This window comes from Alcanivorax sp. DP30 (genome assembly GCF_009882945.1).
Taxonomy (GTDB): Bacteria; Pseudomonadota; Gammaproteobacteria; order Pseudomonadales; family Alcanivoracaceae; genus Alcanivorax.
Genome location: NZ_WTUY01000005.1, coordinates 762042 through 779908 on the forward strand (window position 1 = coordinate 762042; position 17867 = coordinate 779908).

General features: G+C 56.7%; 13 protein-coding genes. 8 read left to right on the forward strand and 5 right to left on the reverse strand.

The features are described from left to right. Positions 1-122: 122 nt before the first annotated feature. Positions 123-1322 carry an acyl-CoA desaturase gene (locus GQF00_RS14550; protein WP_161319855.1) on the reverse strand — a complete coding sequence of 400 codons (1200 nt, stop codon included), beginning with the start codon at positions 1320-1322 and terminating at the stop codon, positions 123-125. 10 nt (positions 1323-1332) lie between these two features. Further along, a complete protein-coding gene (locus GQF00_RS14555) occupies positions 1333-2442 on the reverse strand; it encodes a ferredoxin reductase (protein WP_161319856.1) in 1110 nt (369 codons plus the stop codon). Between the two features lie 404 nt (positions 2443-2846). On the opposite strand from GQF00_RS14555, the gene GQF00_RS14560 reads away from it, so the two are divergent. The 6 genes from GQF00_RS14560 (at position 2847) to GQF00_RS14585 (ending at position 12705) form a co-directional block, all read left to right on the forward strand. Further along, positions 2847-3332: a hypothetical protein gene (locus tag GQF00_RS14560; RefSeq protein ID WP_237440531.1), complete on the forward strand. Its 486-nt coding sequence runs from the start codon at positions 2847-2849 to the stop codon at positions 3330-3332. Positions 3333-3371: 39 nt separating this feature from the next. Next, on the forward strand, positions 3372-3800 hold the full coding sequence (locus GQF00_RS14565) for a hypothetical protein (RefSeq protein WP_161319858.1): 429 nt from the start codon (positions 3372-3374) through the stop codon (positions 3798-3800). Between the two features lie 228 nt (positions 3801-4028). After that, the gene (locus GQF00_RS14570) at positions 4029-4571 is read left to right on the forward strand and encodes a hypothetical protein (RefSeq protein WP_161319859.1); all 543 of its coding nucleotides are present in this window, start codon (positions 4029-4031) and stop codon (positions 4569-4571) included. 1244 nt (positions 4572-5815) lie between these two features. After that, positions 5816-8092 (forward strand): molybdopterin-dependent oxidoreductase, encoded by a 2277-nt coding sequence (locus tag GQF00_RS14575; RefSeq protein WP_161319860.1) that lies wholly within the window; start codon positions 5816-5818, stop codon positions 8090-8092. Between the two features lie 144 nt (positions 8093-8236). Further along, complete coding sequence (gene dbpA, locus GQF00_RS14580; protein ID WP_161319861.1) at positions 8237-9616, forward strand: ATP-dependent RNA helicase DbpA; 1380 nt, start codon at positions 8237-8239, stop codon at positions 9614-9616. 479 nt (positions 9617-10095) lie between these two features. Next, positions 10096-12705, forward strand: coding sequence for a hypothetical protein (locus tag GQF00_RS14585; RefSeq protein ID WP_161319862.1), 2610 nt, complete (start codon positions 10096-10098; stop codon positions 12703-12705). Positions 12706-13007: 302 nt separating this feature from the next. Here GQF00_RS14585 and GQF00_RS14590 read toward each other — a convergent pair whose 3' ends face one another. Next, positions 13008-13961 carry a ferritin-like domain-containing protein gene (locus GQF00_RS14590; protein WP_161319863.1) on the reverse strand — a complete coding sequence of 318 codons (954 nt, stop codon included), beginning with the start codon at positions 13959-13961 and terminating at the stop codon, positions 13008-13010. 88 nt (positions 13962-14049) lie between these two features. On the opposite strand from GQF00_RS14590, the gene GQF00_RS14595 reads away from it, so the two are divergent. Further along, complete coding sequence (locus GQF00_RS14595; protein ID WP_161319864.1) at positions 14050-14679, forward strand: TetR/AcrR family transcriptional regulator; 630 nt, start codon at positions 14050-14052, stop codon at positions 14677-14679. Between the two features lie 148 nt (positions 14680-14827). Here the strand turns inward: GQF00_RS14595 and GQF00_RS14600 are convergent, their stop codons facing one another. Both GQF00_RS14600 and GQF00_RS14605 read right to left on the reverse strand, forming a co-directional pair. Continuing rightward, a complete protein-coding gene (locus GQF00_RS14600) occupies positions 14828-15247 on the reverse strand; it encodes a CBS domain-containing protein (RefSeq protein WP_161319865.1) in 420 nt (139 codons plus the stop codon). A gap of 441 nt (positions 15248-15688) precedes the next feature. Next, positions 15689-16972 carry an MFS transporter gene (locus tag GQF00_RS14605; RefSeq protein ID WP_161319866.1) on the reverse strand — a complete coding sequence of 428 codons (1284 nt, stop codon included), beginning with the start codon at positions 16970-16972 and terminating at the stop codon, positions 15689-15691. A 325-nt stretch (positions 16973-17297) separates the two neighbouring features. Between GQF00_RS14605 and GQF00_RS14615 the strand changes: the two genes are divergently transcribed. Next, positions 17298-17810, forward strand: a complete 513-nt coding sequence (locus GQF00_RS14615; RefSeq protein WP_161319868.1) for a hypothetical protein — start codon at positions 17298-17300, stop codon at positions 17808-17810. The last annotated feature ends 57 nt before the right edge of the window (positions 17811-17867 follow it).

The window sequence follows — 17867 nt, forward strand, 5'->3', positions numbered from 1 at the left end:
GAGCCAATCCTGGCTTCCACTCCTGGTCGGTTTTTTGATCTTCCTCATGGCTCACAGCTCATAGCTCGAAGCTGTTTTTGCTTTTGCTTTTGCTTTTGCGGCCCGGAGGCCGCGTGGATGGATCAGCTGGAGGTGGCCTGGTCGGGGGTGCCACGCCAGGGCTCGCCGCCACCGGGGAAGGCGAGCCGGATGTTCTTCAGCCAGGTAGTGCCGAACTGGCGGAACAGGGAGGCGCTGTTGTAGGGCAGGCCGTAGCGATCGGCCAGAGCACGCACCCGTGGTGAGGCTTCCTTGTAACGGTTGCTGCACATATCCGGAAACAGGTGATGCTCGATCTGGTGTGACAGATTGCCGGACAGCACATGGAACAGCTTGCCGCCTTCGATATTGCAGGACCCCAGCAGCTGACGCAGATACCAGCGCGCCCGGGTTTCCCCTTCCACTTGTTCCACCGTGAAGTTGTGCGCCCCGGCGGGGAAGTGGCCACAGAAGATGATCATGAACGCCCAGATGTTGCGGATCAGGTTTGCCACCGCATTGGCGCCGGCCACAATGCCGAACACCGCCAGCGGCGAGAAATCCACAAACAAGGAAATGGGAATCGCCACCAGCGCCGCGGCCAGTGGCCAGGCGATATAGTCCTTCGCCACCTGCCGCCAGATCTTGTAGCCGATTCGTTTCATCAGTGGCTTGAAGTCGGCGAACTTGTTCTTGCCTTTCAGGTGGTCATCGATGGCCTGCTCATGCAGAGCCACGCCTTCTTCGAACAACAGCATCAACAAAATGAAGTAGATCGGTTGCAGCAAGTAAGCCGGTTTCCATTTCTGCAAGGGGGTCACGCGCATGATGCCGTAGCCCACATCCAGATCCTTCTCCAGCACATTGGTCCAGGTGTGATGCACCACGTTATGGGAATGCATCCAGCGGTCCGAAGGACTCATGGTGTCCCATTCCCAGGTGTTGGACTGAATCTCCGGATCTTTCATCCAGTCCCACTGGGCGTGCAGCACGTTATGGGCGATCTCCATGTTTTCCAGAATCTTGGCAATCCCGAGCATGAAGGTGCCCAGCCCAAGCAGGGTCAGCATCACCGGCCAGATGGCCAATGCATGCCCCCAGGCGGGGAGGAAAAACAGGGAGGCATAGATGACCACCCGTGCGCACAGGGCCAGGCTGCGCTGGGTCTTGATCACCTTGAGGATATAGGCGCGATCCTTTTCGCCGCGGGAATCAAAAATCTCGTCACGGATGGCGTCCAGCTCGCGGCCGAACGCTTCAATCTGCTCGTCGGTCAGGTCGACCGGCAACTTGTGTGTCTTCATCTCGGTCCCCTTACAAATCCAGTTCGCAGTCGCCCGCGGCAGCACAAACACAGGTTTGCACAATGCTGCCGGCTTCGTTCAATACTTCCCCGGTACGCAAATCGCGCACACAACCGGATACCAGCGTGGTGTTGCAGGTATGGCAGATGCCCATGCGGCAGCCGTGGGGTGGGTTCATGCCAGCGTCTTCGGCCACTTTCAGCAGCGGTGTTTCGCTGTCGCCTTCGGTGTCCACGGCACTTTGGGCAAAGCGTACCTTGCCGCCCACCGCGTCTTTGGGAATTTCCGTGAACGGGGCGCGGAAGCGCTCGATATGCAGGTTGCGGCTACAGCCAGCCTGTTCGAAGCAGGCTTCAATGGCTTCCAGCAGGGACGGCGGCCCGCAGGCATACACGTCACGCTCCTTCCAGTCGGGACAAAGTGCGTCCAGTTGCGCAGCGGTGAAGTGCTGGTCTTTACCCTCCTGGGTGTAGAGCAGGTTCAGGTGATAGCGCGAGTGTCTGGCGGCCATCTCCTTGAGTTGCTTGCCCAGCACCACATCCAGTTCGTGGGGCGCGTAATGCAGATGGCAGGTATCAGGCAGGCGGCCCTGGGCGATCAGGCTGTTGATCATGCTGAAGGCCGGGGTAATCCCGCTACCGGCGGTGATGAACAGCGGCTGGATCGGATTGGCATCCGGGAGATAAAAATCGCCTTGGGGCAGCCCGATGGGCAGGTAATCACCCACCTTGATGTTGCGGACAATGTGGTGGGAGATAGTGCCCTTGTCGATGGCTTTTACCGTGATGGTAAAGCAGTCGTCATCCCGCTCCGGCGGAGAGGAAATGGTATAGGTACGGGTGTAGTGCTTGCCGTTGGCAGGAATGCCCACGCGCACATGCTGCCCGGCCCGGTGTCCGCGCCAGTTAAGGCCGGGGCGCAGGGTGAGGGTACGGGCATCCTTGGTTTCATCCCACACCTTCACCACTCGGGCCTGCATCTTGTGGGTCGTCCACAGCGGATTCACCAGCTCCAGATAATGGGAGGTGCGCAGCGGCCAGGCAAAATAGTCAGTGATGGCGCTCAGGCGAGACCAGATGGACGGAGAACTGCCGTGCTCCGTTGGGGCGGGTTGATGCATATCGCTTCCTCTTTCATTGTCGTTATTTGAGGTTGTTGTAGCGTGCTTGTGTCTTGTTCAGTGAATCCGGTGAATCCCTACTCGACAGGGAATGTTCGCTGCCGGCATACACGTTGAAGTATCTCCCCGGCAAAGCGCGTTGTGCCAATGGGTGTACGCAATCAGTACGTAAACCAATCTGATCGTAATAATTGCTGACGGCATTCTTCGCCATAGTGAGTGCGTTGCTGGTCATCCAGGCCGACATGCAATTAGAGTAAAACGGCTTGTGTACACTTGTCCACTTTCTGGTGGGGTCAAACTGAACGGAATGTTTTTTTCAGAAATCCCCCCATTAGGGGGAGGCGGCGGCAACCCCAAAGGCCCAGTATCTTTTCCTTCATTGGATACCGGGTGAAAGGTCAATGTCTCTCAGACAATGGGTAGGCCTCATGTGGTTGCTTCCGACCGTTGCCGTGGCATGTCTTGATGACAACCAGAACGAACAGTTGCTCTATGCCAGCGCGTTCAGGTTGGCGGAAGCGGGAAGCTGTTCGCGGATGGAGGCCCCGCAGAAAGCCGCCTGCCTGGACGAGGTTCTTGCCGGGCCAGCCACCCGCCAGGAAGACCTCGAGCGGCTCTTGTCGCTGATTCGCTACGGCAATGTTCGTCGGGTCAGAGTCTGCAACCGCCGTGAGTTAGTGGAGATCAGGCGCCAGGGGGGAGAGCGTGCTGAATTGTGGGCCTGTCATGATATCCGTGTTCCCGATAACGCCGAGGGTGCAGGAGTCAGGGTTCTGGCAGTGGGAGTTTCCCGGGTTGAGCCGACGGCTACCCGAATCCGCCAGTTTGTGGCCCTGCGGCTACCATCACATGCTTCACGCACTCCGCTCTCGCAACAGGTAGACTGATGCCCGGAATCCATTCCACATTGTTAAAAGGAATCCCGGGTGAATACGAAACAACAATGGTTGCAGGCCTTTACCGGTGGCTTTCTTGCCACGTTGATTTTTCATCAAGGCGTTCTGGCCCTGTTCTGGTTGGGCGGCGCAATTCCGGCCATGCCCTGGAACATGAATCCAGTGCCTCCCCTGGCGGTGCCGCAGGTTATCTCCCTGGCGTTCTGGGGCGGACTTTGGGGCTTGCCGGTCTGGTGGCTGATTCGCCGCTGGCAGGGCCCCTCCTATTGGCTCAGCGCCATACTCCTCGGCGCCATCGGCCCGACCCTGGTGGCCATGCTGGTGGTGTTTCCCATGAAGGGGATAGAGGTTAATGCCACCAAGGTGGTGGGCGGTCTGATCGTGAATGCCGCCTGGGGGCTGGGGCTGGCGATCTGGATGCAGCTGAATCGTTCCCGTTGGCAAGCAGAAAGCCGCTAGCCGACGGGGAAGATTGAGGTTGTGTTTCGTGGCGCTGTGGGTGCTTGCTCTCCGCGATTCTGACCATCCGTTGCCGGCGCTTCCCTTGCCGGAAACTCTTGCGGTGAGTCGCCCTCCCGGTGAGGGCGACCATTCAGCCACGACACAGGCCCCACTTACCCTGTTTGGGGGAATCCCCGTCCCGCAAATCCCGCTACGCTTCTGATTTCTCCACAGGTTGGGAAAATCATGTTCTGGAAGCGAAAGAAAAAATCCGACAGCGGTTTGCGCCGTGAAGAAATGCATCAGGACGTGCGCGAGCACCATTACGTCCTCGCCCATATCGCGTTACGAGAAGCCTGCGAAAGTGATCCTCAGCAGTTCTTTTCGTTGCTGGCGTCACCGGATGCCGGCAGTTTGATCTCACACTTGTGGGAGCAAGTGTGCAGTAATCTCGCCGGTGAGCCGGAAAACATGGATATGGCAACGCTGCAAATTGCTCCTTGTCAGGTGCGGGGAGCCCGGGCAGTGCTAATTGTGTTGCCTGAAGCGCGCCGCATTGCCGAGGCCATCATGGTCCTGGTGGTTGAGATTGATGCCATGGCAGGTCTCGACGCATCGTCGTTGCCGTTCCGGTATTTCACCCTTGAATTGGGAGAGGGGGAGGAGGGAAACCCGTGTGGGGTTTTCTCGGAATGGGCGGGGTCTACCCATCTCAACTATGGCAGTGGCCTTTTGCCGGACGCAGAGGGCTTCAGATTATGGGTGGAGAATCATCTGTCCCAGGGCTGATCGCCTGTTTCGCTCTCGGTCATCGTGACCGCTGCCATGCCAGGCTGACAAGGCGCCCTCCGTTCGGGCAGGCATGGCCACGGAAAGCCACTCTGGTCAGCCCCTTTTTTCTCCTGCCCAAACGGCTATAAACGGGAAAAACGGATATCCACACTCCTCAAACTATCCACGAACACTGTGGATAACACTGTTAAGCAATGCCGGATAAAGTGCTGAATCCCTTTCCCTATGCAGGATTCAGCGGTTTGTGTGGTTTTTCGCCAGTGATTTTACAGAGCGCAGACATGGCCAAAAAGGGTTGATCAATAAGTCACCATAAACGGTGCACAAAAGCTGTGGATAAAAATGTTGATAAGCTGGCGACAACCGTCTGCAAGCCAGTAAACACGGTGCCTTTCGCATCTTGATCTTTTTTTGTTCGGTGGGTATTTTCTCACCATTTCAATGAGTTAGGGGTTGATATCTGCTAAAAATGTTGTGACGGCTGGATGACAAAGGGTTGTCTGAGGGGAAACTGCCATTGTGCAAAACTGTCAAGCAACTATTGCATCTGGTGCTAATAAACCTGTCATTGAGTTATAGCACCAAGGGGAGTGTGATTCTTTTCCACAGGATCTGTGGATATCTCTGTGTATAGCTGTGTGTGAAGTACCAGAAATCGCAGTAAATTCCGGCTCAATGACGGACAGGTTAAAATTTAACCAGTTAATAAATATATTATAAATCATGCGTTTACGTTTAAAATTATGCGTATTTCACCTGTTGGTCACATTTTGAAATCATAAAAAGCCCATTGACAGAAATCTGTGAACAAAATTGGGGCGCAGCAGCGTTACCAAGGGTGACACTCATAATAGGCTGTGCATAAAGCAAGCCAACCGCCTGGATAAGCGTGGAATTGCATTTGATCGGGAGGTGACGAACGCGTCCGCCTTTCCGCTGTAAGGTTTTACCCACAGGGCGGTTAAGAAGGGACTCTGAAATGAGTATCCGCGCAGGGTGCTTTTGATGGGAGGGCAGGGTTCTTCATGGCGCCTTCGCAGTGCTGTCAGGAAATCGCGCTCAGCAATACCCCGGTCATTATTGCTTTTTCTTCCGCTTCAGCTGATCCCTTGTCCACCATCATGGCATCCTCCTTGCAGCTCTGGTATCAAGGTAGTTTGATTGATCAAGGGCCCGGCGGGATGCTGTCCTGTTCTCTGCATTGCCAGATAGATGCCCCCATAGCTGAAACGAGGTCAAGGATGAAAACCACCCACTACCACACGTGTAATCTGTGTGAGGCCATGTGTGGCATCGAGATTGAGCACCGCGGCGATGAAATTCTGGCGATTCGCGGCGACAAAGAGGACCAATTCAGCCGTGGTCATGTATGCCCCAAAGCGGTGGCGCTGCAGGACCTTCACAACGATCCCGACCGGTTGCGCCATCCCGTAAAACGCACTGTGGATGGCTGGGTGCCGATCAGCTGGGAACAAGCCCTGGATGAAACCGCACAGCGGCTCCATGAAGTGCAGGAGCGCCATGGCAGGAATGCGGTGGCCCTGTATCTGGGTAATCCCACCGCACACAACCATGGCGCGTTGTTCTCGCTGCTACCGTTGACCAAGGCACTGCATACCCGTCAGCGTTACAGCGCCACCTCCGTGGATCAGCTGCCTCATCAACTGGCGGCCTGGCAGCTGTTCGGGAATCAAATCATGTTCCCCATCCCGGATATCGATCACACCGACTACTTTATGGTGATAGGCGGAAATCCGCTGGCCTCCAATGGGTCGATCATGTCCGTGCCGGACGTAAAGAATCGCCTGAAGGACTTGACCAAGCGTGGCGGCAAACTGGTGGTGATCGACCCACGCCGCACCGAAACTGCTGCGGTTGCCAGTGAGCACCATTTCATCCGCCCGGGTGCCGATGTGTATCTGCTACTGGCAATCATCCAGGTGCTCTACAAAGAGCTGCTGGTGGCGCCGGGCAAGCTGGATGCCTTGCTGGATGGCAAGAGCGACCTGCAGAAACTCACGGAAAACTGGACCCCGGAAAAAGTGAGCGAAGCAGTGGGCATCAGCCCGGAGGCGATTCGCAAGCTGGCACGGGATATCGCGTCTGCGCCGCGGGCCGCGATTTATGGCCGGGTGGGCATGACCACCAGCCCGCACAGCACGCTGAGCGCCTGGCTGGTGTACGTGCTTAATATCATCACCGGCAATCTGGATCGCGAAGGCGGTGTCATGTTCACCAAGCCCGCTTTTGATGTGATAGCTCTTGGCGCCCTGGGAGGGGAAGCAGGCAGCTTTGACCGTTACCGCAGCCGGGTCCATGGGTATCCGGAATTTTCCGGGGAGTTCCCGGTGACGACCCTGGCAGATGAAATGCTTACCCCCGGGCAGGGGCAGGTAAAGGCGTTTATCTCACACGCGGGCAATCCGGTGCTGTCCTGCCCGGATGGCAACAAGCTGGACTCGGCCCTGGAAGGGCTGGATTTCATGGTCAGTATTGATTTGTACATCAATGAAACCACTCGCCATGCCAACATTATCCTGCCGCCCACCGGGCAGCTGGAGCATGGTCAGTTTGATCCGATCTTCCAGGCGATGGCCGTCCGTAACGTGGTGAAATATACCGAAGCGCCTTTCGAAAAACCGGAAGGGTCCATGCATGACTGGGAAATCCTTCAGGGCCTGACATCCCGTCTCAATCGCCTGAAAGCGAAAACGGTTCGTGATCGCATGCAGATAGCGGCTACCGATCGTTTCATGCACAAACTCAAGGATACCGGCATTATCGATCTGGGCCTGCGGCTTGGGCCCTACGGTTCCGGCGGCAAGGTGATGGAATCGCTCAAGCGGGAGGGGCTGCATAACCTTCCGAAACTGGCCTGGCAACTTCTGCGCGGCAAGCACAAGGGGCTCAGCCTGCAAAGCCTCAAGGACAATCCCCACGGCATTGACCTTGGACCGCTTCAGCCGGCCCTGCCGGAGCGGCTGTTTACCCGTGACCAGCGCATCAACCTGGTGCCAGCATTGTATTTCCGTGCCCTGCAGGGGCTGCCGGTCCCCAAACCGGCCAAGCCTGACGAAATGCTCATGATCGGCCGCCGCCATATCCGCAGCAACAATTCCTGGATGCACAACAGCCAACGGCTGGTGAAAGGAAAAGGGCGCTGTAATGCCATGCTGCATCCGCAAGATGCAGAGCGGCTGGGTATTGCTGAAGGTGATGACGTCATCCTCAAAGGCGAAGCGGGCAGCATCACACTGCCGGCCTGGGTCAGCGATGACATCATGCCCGGCGTGATCAGCGTGCCCCATGGCTGGGGGCATGATCGCCAGGGAGTGCAGCTGGAGGTGGCCCGCCGTGCCGGTGGTGTTAGTTTCAATGATGTGATCAGCAACAACCGGGTGGAAGCCGTGACGGCCATGGCGCAGATCAATGGCGTGCCGGTCAACGTCGAAGCGGCGAACAAGAAAGCCAAGCCCAAACCGCGAACCCGAAAAAAAGCGGCTGCTGCGGACGTGTGATGTCCTGAGCGCCGTACCCTGAACTGAAACCGCCCCTGTGGGGCGGTTTTGCTATCAGCCCGTCGGTATCGGGTAAAAACCATCGCCCTTTGGCGCAGTGTTGCTACACTGCTCGCCTTGTTTTCTCTCTACCCGGACGTTTCCGTGACTGATTCCCTGTTTTCTTCTCTGCCGCTGGGCAGCGACATGCTCGCCAACCTGGATACCCTTGGCTACGCCACCATGACCCCGGTGCAGGCGGACAGTCTGCCGTTGTTGCTTCAGGGCAAGGATGTGATCGCCCAGGCCAGCACTGGCAGTGGCAAGACCGCGGCCTTCGGCCTTGGCCTGCTGCACCCGCTGAACCTGCGCTACTACGGTTGTCAGGCCCTGGTGTTGTGTCCCACCCGGGAGCTGGCGGACCAGGTGGCGGCAGAAATCCGGCGGCTGGCGCGGGGGGTAGGCAATATCAAGGTGCTCACCCTGTGTGGTGGTCAGCCCATCGGGCCGCAGATCGGCTCTCTGGAGCATGGTGCCCAAGTGGTCGTGGGCACACCGGGTCGGATTCTCAAGCATCTGAGCAAAGGCACCTTGAGTCTCGATGGTCTCAATACCCTGGTGCTGGATGAAGCGGATCGTATGCTCGACATGGGTTTCTTCGATGACATTGCCGAGGTGATTCGCCAGACCCCGGCGCGCCGCCAGACCATGCTGTTCTCCGCCACCTATCCCGCCGGGATCAAGCAGCTGGCAGAAACCTTCATGCGTGATCCCGAGCATGTGGAAGTGGTGGCGCTGCATGACAACGCCAAAATTGAACAGCGCTTCTACGAAGTGGAGCCCCTGCAGCGCTACGAAGCGGTGGCGGATGCCATCGCCTGTTTTCGGCCCACCAGCTGTGTGGTGTTCTGCGTGACCAAGCAGCAGTGTCAGGATGTAGTGAACCAGCTCTGCAGACAGGGCCTCTCGGCCCGAGCATTAAACAGTGATCTTGAACAACGCGAACGCGATGAAGTGCTGACCTTGTTTGCCAACAAGAGTCTGTCAGTGCTGGTCGCCACGGATGTGGCCGCCCGAGGCCTGGATATCGACAATCTGGACATGGTGATCAACGCGGAACTGTCCCACGATCCGCAAACCCACATTCATCGGGTCGGCCGTACCGGTCGGGCGGGGGAGAAGGGCATGGCCATCAACCTGGTCGCGCCAAAGGAAAGCCGCCGCGCCATGGCCATCGAGGACCTTCAGGGCGAACGCCTCAATTGGCACCCGGTCTCCAGCCTCAAACCCCGCGACGGTGAGCCCATGCTGCCGCCCACGGTGACCCTGTGTATCGCTGCGGGTCGCAAGGACAAACTCCGCCCCGGTGACATCCTTGGTGCCCTGACTGGCGATGCCGGCATCCCCGGCAACCAGGTGGGCAAGATCACGGTGACGGATTATCAGGCCTATGTGGCCATCGAGCGGGACAGTGCCGAGCTGGCGCTACAGCGTTTGATGAACGGCAAGATCAAGGGCAAGAACCGTCGGGTGAAAAAACTCTAACCCGACCCCCCTGTAGGAGCCCCTCTCGAGGGGCGAACCAGGCCGTTTCGGCTAAGGAAGATGAGTGCCGAAAGGCAGATCTTTCTGTGCCTCAGTGCGCCTGATCCTCAATGGAATCTGTCTTTTTTTCTCTATCGTCCCCACTCGTGGCGCTCAGGCAGGATTCGGTGGCCATGCCTTGGGTGCTGGAATCACTATCAACAGAACCCTTGCCTCCTGAGCCGACGGTGAATTGCGGTATAACTGCGTTTCCGGGACGGGCTGACGCCAGAGGGGGCTTTCAGGTTTGCTTTCACGCCCACGGAGTTGCTGTTGATTGAGCTACTGATCTCTCCTGCGTTACTATGAAAAAAGTTGAACCAGTTCACACTTTAGGGGTAGTGTTATCTGGTTCTATCTTCTTATTTGGGCGCGAATGTCTTCGCGGGGTTACAGGCAGGGGTAAAAGTCCGTCTGTGTAATAGGGTCGGGAGACCAAAATGAACAATAAATGGATGCTCTCAGGGCTGTTGCTGCTGTTGGCTGGATGTGGTGGCGATGATAACCGCGAGCCAAGTGCAGAACAGGATAACCTTGCCGAGCAAGGTGGCTACGCCGCCGACGGCTATCTGGTGGGGGCAAAAGTCTGCCTTGATACCAACAAGGATTTGTCTTGTACCGATGAGCGGATTGTCGCCACTACTGATGAAAACGGTCAGTTCTCCCTATACGCGAGTGCCTCTTTGTTCGAGGAGTATGAAGTCATCGTTGAGGCCATTGCCGGCGTCACCGTGGATCTCGACAACCCTGGCACCCCCATCTCCAAAGGCTACACCCTGCGATCCCCCGCGGGCCTGAAAGATAGCGAAGAAAAGATCCCGGTGACGCCGATCAGCACGGTGCTGGCAGTCGAAAAAGAAGCTGCGCCGGACAAGACCGTACTGGAGGTCGTCAATGACTCCGGCTTTGCCGAGCAGTTGTGTCCGCTGGCCACGACCGATGCAGAGAAGAAAGACTGCATCACCAAAGACTATGTCAAGGACGCAGACAGCACGGATGACACCACTCGGGTTCTTGCACAGCGTAAACAGTTGACAGCACGAGTGCTGGCTTCAATGCTTGCCGATGCCCAGGAAAAGGCCGGCGACAGCAACGGCAAGAAGGCGGCGGGTAATACCCTGTCGGTGAAAAGTAATCAGGTGGTTAACCAGCTGGATGAGGCCATAGGTAAAAATGACGGTGACTTTGACGGGGTGGATACCGGCAAGTTGGCAGAGAAAAACAGCATTGTCGGAGGGGAGGGGGGTAACGCCCTGATCAATGCCAGCGAAGTGCCGTCTGAAAAGACCACCGTCATCGATGCATTCAAGGCCTCTGCCGCTACGTTTAATCTCAATGACACGGCTATTACTGCAGACCGGCTTGATGTAGGAAGTCTGCGTTGCGGTTTTGGGGGATGTTCGACGACCCACGGACAGCACAGACTGAGAAAGGGAGTCCCGATCAGCGACTGGGATACCTACAGCAGCCAGGACTACGCACGCCTCCAGGTGGTCGATGGGGCGGTCAAGCTGATCGAATATGGCTTTGTCATTGATGAGGTACATGCGGAGTTTGCTCTGGCCGCGCAAAAGCTCAGCTTGCAGGGTCGCAGTATAGGCCAGCTGATGGATACGTTTTCAGCTTCCGCAAACCGCAAATGGCGACATGTCTTGAACCAGTGCTCGGTCTTTGAGGCCGGTGCGATAGGACACATTGTTTCCGAGCCAACCAAATATCAGGTCAATAACCCGGCCTATGCATTCTACGGCGTGATTCCCGCGACGGTGATCCCGACCTTTGGTGACACAGAGCCCGATTTTTACGAAGAGCATGATATTGCGGCGATCATCAGCACGTTTACAGGCTCTGTGGGCGCGTTTTCTGTATATGTGGGTCCGGATGTATACGTCACCCTTGCGGATGGCTCTGCAGAGTTCTTCAAGGCATCGACAAGCACCAGTCTGGGAACGGTCAGCTATCGGATTGAAGCCATCAATTTGTTAATTGGTGCGGCACGGGTGGTGGTAATCAGTAATCTGGATATCCTGGCGGAAGAGACGCTTTACATTGATCAGACCCGAGAGAACCTGGGTATAGCCGTGAGCCGGGATTCATGGCTCAAGGTCTACCAACCGAAGGCCTCACTCGGGACGGTTGCTGAGAACGCATATGGCGTGGGCGTTTTCGGTACCAATGCCCCCAATGCCCCGCGCTTTTACCTGAATACTGCCGCAGCGGAACAGCTCAAGGCCGCTGTCGATGTATCTGCGCTCGCTAGCCCAGCTCGCGACCTGGATGTGGCCACTGACTGCAGTTACACCGTCAAGACCGGGGTGGATTCGGATGGTGACGGCGTTGACGACGGCGAAGATGCATTTCCTGACGATGCCAGTGAAAGTGGTGACATCGATGGCGACGGCACCGGTGACAACGCGGATAGCGACCGTGACGGCGATGGCGTAGACAACGACAACGATGCGTTTCCGAATGATCCCACTGAAACCTCGGACCTTGATGGTGATGGTGTTGGTGACAATGCGGATACTGACCGCGATGGCGATGGCGTCATCAACGATGATGATGCGTTCGCGGATGACAGCAGCGAATCCGGTGATCTGGACGGTGACGGCGTGGGCGACAACAGTGATGAGGACCGTGATGGCGATACCGTCTGGAATGATCAGGACGCTTTCCCGGATGACCCCAACGAGTTCAGCGATATTGACGGTGACGGGATCGGCGATAACAGTGATCTGGATCGTGATGGTGATGGCGTTAACAATGTCGTCGACGCGTTCCCAAATGATCCCACAGAAACGTTAGACAGTGACGGCGATGGTGTTGGGGACAATAGTGATCCAACTCCCAATGGTGGTGGTGCCGACTCTGACGGTGACGGCTTCGAGGACAGCGTTGATGCCTTCCCTGATAACCCCGCTGAGTGGGAGGATGCGGACAGTGATGGTGTGGGCGATAATAGCGATCCGGACCCGACTGATCCGCTGATTCCCGGCGACGACTTCTGTGATCCGGTCATTGATCCGTTCTGTGATCCATTCGGGTTCTAGACATGGCAGGAAATGGATACATAGCCGTTAGCCTGTACACTTAAGTCGTGCGGCAGGACCGGCAGCCTGAACGATCCGGCTTTCATCTAATGGGAGCCGGTTTTTTGGTGCCTCTTTAATCGGTGTTATTCATATCGACATGCCTGGGCCTGGTTGCTCTCACGACTTTACGGCAATCAGATGGACAAGAATCACCGAGTAAAGAAACACAAATTTTCCAGCCCCTGTAGGCGCCCCTCTCGAGGGGCGACCCCATCGTTCTGTCAGTTTTACAACGCAGAATTTACGCCGCTTCAATGCCGTTAACCTTCACTGGAATCCGTTGGCCGCCAGGTCACTTCACCCACCCAGCTGGGCTTTTTCGGCAGGGCCCATTGCGGAATCCGGTCGGTGGCTTTGACCAGTAGATCCACGGGTACGTGGTAGAACCTCTTGTCACGGTCGGCCATGATTTTCATGTGGGTGCTGACCATGCGGAACAAAATATTGCTGCGGCCTTCCTCGGTGCGGCCCCCAATTTTTTCGAACTTGGCCATGGACTGGTAGAGCTTTTCTTCTGGTAGACCCGCGCGTATCACGTTGTCGCGCATCTTGTTGAGCAAAGGAAAATGCACCGCCGCGCCGAGAATCATCTGCGGTTTCAGAATTCGGCCCAGCGTCCGCGCCATACCTATATTGATTCGGCTGCCCAGCTTGTTTTGCCCATATTGTTCCATCACTGCAAAGCCCACCCCAAGATGTCGGGACTCATCGTCGTTGATCTTTGCAAAGGCCTCATGGCACACCGGGTCCTTCACCGTATCCAGCAGGAACTTGCACAGCGCACCATCAAGGGCCACTTCCAGCGCCGGTGTCACCGTGCCCAGAACCCGGTAATCCAGATCGTCGGCATAGCGTTCCATCCAGTCCACCACCAGACGAATATTATTGTTCGGTGGCGGCATATTGCCGTTCTTGTCGAGCATGCCCCAGCGCTTCATTAATGCCATTTCCGCATTGGCGTGGCGCTGCTCTTCAGCATAAAAGTAGGTATAAATTTCCCGCAGGGTTTCCGTCGGGGCGCTCTTCGCCATGGCGGCAAAGCCGCGTCCGCCGATATGTTCAATCCATACCAGATCCGCCATGAAGTCGCGCAGCCGTGGCCACTGCTCCTCGGTGATCAGTTCGGCACCGGGCGCCTCCCAGTCGATATCCTGAAGCGCCCACTGTGTGCTGCGGATTTTCTCCAGCATCTTATCGAGATCGACAGTTGCCATGATCAGGGCTCCTGGTTGGCCGTGTTATTGACACCTTCCGGTATTCACACCACAGTAAATCGAATGTTTATTCGGATTCAACTCGGTTATGGAAAGGACAAGAAAGCCCCAGCAAGAGCGCGCCAAAAAGACCGTGGAGGCCATTATCGAAGCGGGATTCATGTTTATCTCCCGGCAGAGCAAAGAGACCCTGACAACCACGAAAGTGGCTGATATTGCAGGGGTTAGTGTGGGCACGCTGTACGAATATTTTGGCAATAAGGAAGAGATTCTGGACGCCATGTACGCCCGCTTTTCAGAAGACGTGACGGCCATGCTCCGGGAGGTCACTCCCGAGGTTATTCGGAAAACCCCGGACCAGGGCATTCTGCATATCCTCCAGCACCTGCGGGAGATGCTGAGCCGCGACAACCAGCGCTACCTGCACTGTGCTGCCTTGCTAAGTCAGAACTTACCGGAACAGCATGTGGCGCCTATTCGGCAAGTGCTGGCCACGCTTTCCCTGCAGTACCTGTCCCGCAACCCCGAATACATCAACCTGCCCAATCTGCCTGTCATGAACTACATCATGACCCATGGCGGGATCGCGGCTCTGGTACATCAACTCAGCAGTGACGACCCCATGGTGACGTTTGATGAATTGTCCCAGGGGCTGGCTACCATGGCGCGGCACATGATTGAAGGGAGTCGGCGAGACGCCGAGCAGGCTAACCCGTAAGCGCACACCTGACTGTGATGCTGCCCGGTTTTACTGCCCTCGTAGGGAGGGTTAAACCGCGCCCGACGATTTGGCGCCGGGTTTTGCACCAAACTGGTTCTTTTCTGGGGCAGATTTGCGCCCCGAAAGCGGGCATGGCGAGGAGGCCTCAGCCCGCTTTCTTGCTCAACTCGATCAGCTTCTCATCCAGCATATTGAGGATATGGCGGCGGCTGATTACCCCGACGACCTTGTTGTCGGCATCCACCACCGGGTAGATCTTTGGCTTGGCGTTGAGCATCTGCTGGGCCAGGCTCAGCACATCATCTTCCAGCGTTACCGTCAGTACATCACTCTGCATCAGGTCCTTTACCATAGCCACGCGCTGGTTGTGGTAAACCACTTGTAGCGCGGCTTGCAGGCATTCCCGCTCGCTGATCCAGCCCACCAGTGTGCCGGTTTCATCGGTCACCGGGCTGCCGATCATATCCAGCTTGATCAGGTTGCTGGAGGCCTCCACCACTGGCATGTCGGCGTGGATCCTGGCGTAACGGGTACACATCAGGTCTTTGATTGATGACGTTTCCATGGCGTTGCCCCTTGCGTTGTTCTCAGGTTATTCAGCAGTGTGATGGCGGAATCAATTCCGCCGCTTACCCCTGATACTGCGTAAACCGTGCCAACTCTGGCGGGGGAGACACTGCGGGATATTTTGTTGAGATGAGCGAATGGCACTGGCTCAGACCACCAGCGACCTGCAGCGCTCCCCTGTAGGAGCCTGCCTGCAGGCGATCCGAGCCTTGGCGAGGTAATAAACCAAGATACGAGTGACGATTTTCGAAAATCAAAGGCGAAGAAACCTTTCGCATTCACAGGTGCAGGGCTTTTCTCTTTGAAACTCGAAACTCGAAACTCGAAACTCGCGCGAAAAGATTGTGTGCCACCCCTGTAGGAGCGGTCGTCCGACCGCGATAACGGTCATCGAAATGCAAACCCTTTCGCGGTGGAACCACCGCTCCCACAGGGCAGGTTAGTCTGGAGGGTGTTTACCCTGGCTGACACCGGGGGCGGGCTCTTCCTCGCTTTCCGACTCCATCTCTTCCTCCGGCATCATCTCCAGCGCCACCTGAGAGGTGCGCACCATGGGGACAAAGTGGGAGGTATGATCGGACAGATCCTCGCGCACAATATGCAGCCGCAGCAGGGTATATAGTGCCAGCGCTACCTGCATGATCACGAAATAGAACGGTAGCGACGTGGCGCCCAGAAACTCCATCATCTGGCCCGCCAGAGCCGGGCCAACGGCGGCGCCCACGCCATGCAGGAACAGGGCGCTACTGCCGCCAGAGAGAATCTTGTCGGCATCCAGCCTATCGATCATGTGGGCCAGGGCCACGGGGTAGGCACAAAAGGCCAGTCCGCCATAAATGCCGATGGCCAGATACAGCAGCATCGGTGAGCCACTGGATAGCCACACCAGCACTGCCGCTGCGGCGGCTGCCAGGCAGATTACCGACAGGACGCTACGCCGGTCATGGCTATCTGAATAGCGGCCCAGCGGATATTGGAAGAGGGCGCCGCCAAGAATCGCCACACTCATAAAGGTAGCCACACTGGCACTGTCCAGCCCCACCCGGCTGGCATACACCGGACCAAGCCCCCAGAACGCCCCCATGGCCAGGCCCGACAGAAATGCCCCTGCCACTGACACCGGCGCGGCTTTATAGAGTGCCTTGAAGCGCAGCCGGGTGACGGTCTCCACCGGGGGCTGGGCAAAGCGGGTCCAGGTCACCGGCACCAGGCTGACACTGATCAGCATGGCTGCCACCGCAAACAGCATGAAAGACATGGCTGATTCCAGCCGCAGCAGTTGCTGCGCTGCCGCCAGTGCCCCCAGGTTTACCGCCATATAGACAGCGAACACCCGGCCACGCTGTTCCGCTGGCGTCTGCCCGTTCAGCCAGCTTTCCACCACGGTATAGAGAATCACCAGCACAAAGCCGTTCATTACCCGCAGCGCCATCCACGCCCAGGGTCCCACGAACATCACATGGAGCAGGGCAGAGCAGGCCGCCAGCGCCGCACACATGGCAAAGGCACGAATATGCCCCACCCGCCGGATCAATGGCAGCGCGGCAAAGGTCCCTGAGAAGTAGCCGAGAAAATACCCGGACATGATCAGCCCCAGTGAGCTGTCGCTATAGCCCTCCAGGCTCCCGCGCACCGCCAACAGGGTATTCAGCAGGCCACTGCCCAACAGCAATAGCGCAACACCCAGCAGCACAGCACCAATAGGCACTATCAGAGGCAGCATGCTTCCTCCTTGCAATCACGGCTTTACAGCCAGTGAATTCAGACAAGCGGGAAGCGTGCCAACCGCCGTAAGCCACCGATAATGAAGAAGAAAAAAGAACCGGCGGTGACCCAGCATAACGGCCTTACAAACACTCTGATGCTTTGTAGAAGCTTGCTTACAAGCGAAAATCGTCAGCAAGCTGGCTCCTGTGGTTCCATCACCTCGGTGCGCCACGTAATCGTGCGAATGCACATGCTCCCCGCTGGCGAGCGGTTTCATTACCCTTTGAATCTTCTTATGATTAAAAAGAATTCATTGGTATTGGCATTTTTCCGGGGGGCTTGTGATTATTCGATTTTGTCTGGCGTTGCTTTTTCTGGCGCCGGTGATATCCCGCGCTACGTCTGTTCATTACTCTGATGAACTGGTGTTCGATCAATGCAACATCCCTGAAAAAGTCCCGGTAATTTACTGCCAGAAAGACGATTACACCGTCATCCTTCAGCTTGATAGTGCTCGGCGAATGATTGGCTTTGTGCTTGGGGACAATAAGAAAGGCGCCTTTTCAGTCACGGCCATTCAGGAGAATGGGACGACAAACTACTACAATTCGCTCAGCGAGAAGGTCAATAAGGATGTAGTGGTACCCGAATACGACACCGTGGCAACCCGCTTACAGGATCTCGAGATTCACTATGAGCGGCTCAGTAACAATATCGAGCTTGCCAGGAAGAATGCTGAGTCCATCGTCGGTGACCTGACGGAAATACAGGAGAAGATGGTCCAGTCAGGCAGAGGCCTGAAATCCGCGCTCAATAATACTGATCCTGCCCAGGACTTTCGGACACGCTTTTAAGCAGCTTGTTGTGCCTCAAACGCTTCCGGGCTGAGGTGGCCGTTGGCGCTGTGTCGG

Excerpts from the sequence above, each read along its gene's own strand:
- GQF00_RS14550 (WP_161319855.1), bottom strand. The coding sequence starts at position 1,322 with ATGAAGACACACAAGTTGCCGGTCGACCTGACCGACGAGCAGATTGAA.
- GQF00_RS14555 (WP_161319856.1), bottom strand. The coding sequence starts at position 2,442 with ATGCATCAACCCGCCCCAACGGAGCACGGCAGTTCTCCGTCCATCTGG.
- GQF00_RS14560 (WP_237440531.1), top strand. The coding sequence starts at position 2,847 with ATGTCTCTCAGACAATGGGTAGGCCTCATGTGGTTGCTTCCGACCGTT.
- GQF00_RS14570 (WP_161319859.1), top strand. The coding sequence starts at position 4,029 with ATGTTCTGGAAGCGAAAGAAAAAATCCGACAGCGGTTTGCGCCGTGAA.
- GQF00_RS14575 (WP_161319860.1), top strand. The coding sequence starts at position 5,816 with ATGAAAACCACCCACTACCACACGTGTAATCTGTGTGAGGCCATGTGT.
- GQF00_RS14585 (WP_161319862.1), top strand. The coding sequence starts at position 10,096 with ATGAACAATAAATGGATGCTCTCAGGGCTGTTGCTGCTGTTGGCTGGA.
- GQF00_RS14590 (WP_161319863.1), bottom strand. The coding sequence starts at position 13,961 with ATGGCAACTGTCGATCTCGATAAGATGCTGGAGAAAATCCGCAGCACA.
- GQF00_RS14595 (WP_161319864.1), top strand. The coding sequence starts at position 14,050 with ATGGAAAGGACAAGAAAGCCCCAGCAAGAGCGCGCCAAAAAGACCGTG.
- GQF00_RS14600 (WP_161319865.1), bottom strand. The coding sequence starts at position 15,247 with ATGGAAACGTCATCAATCAAAGACCTGATGTGTACCCGTTACGCCAGG.
- GQF00_RS14605 (WP_161319866.1), bottom strand. The coding sequence starts at position 16,972 with ATGCTGCCTCTGATAGTGCCTATTGGTGCTGTGCTGCTGGGTGTTGCG.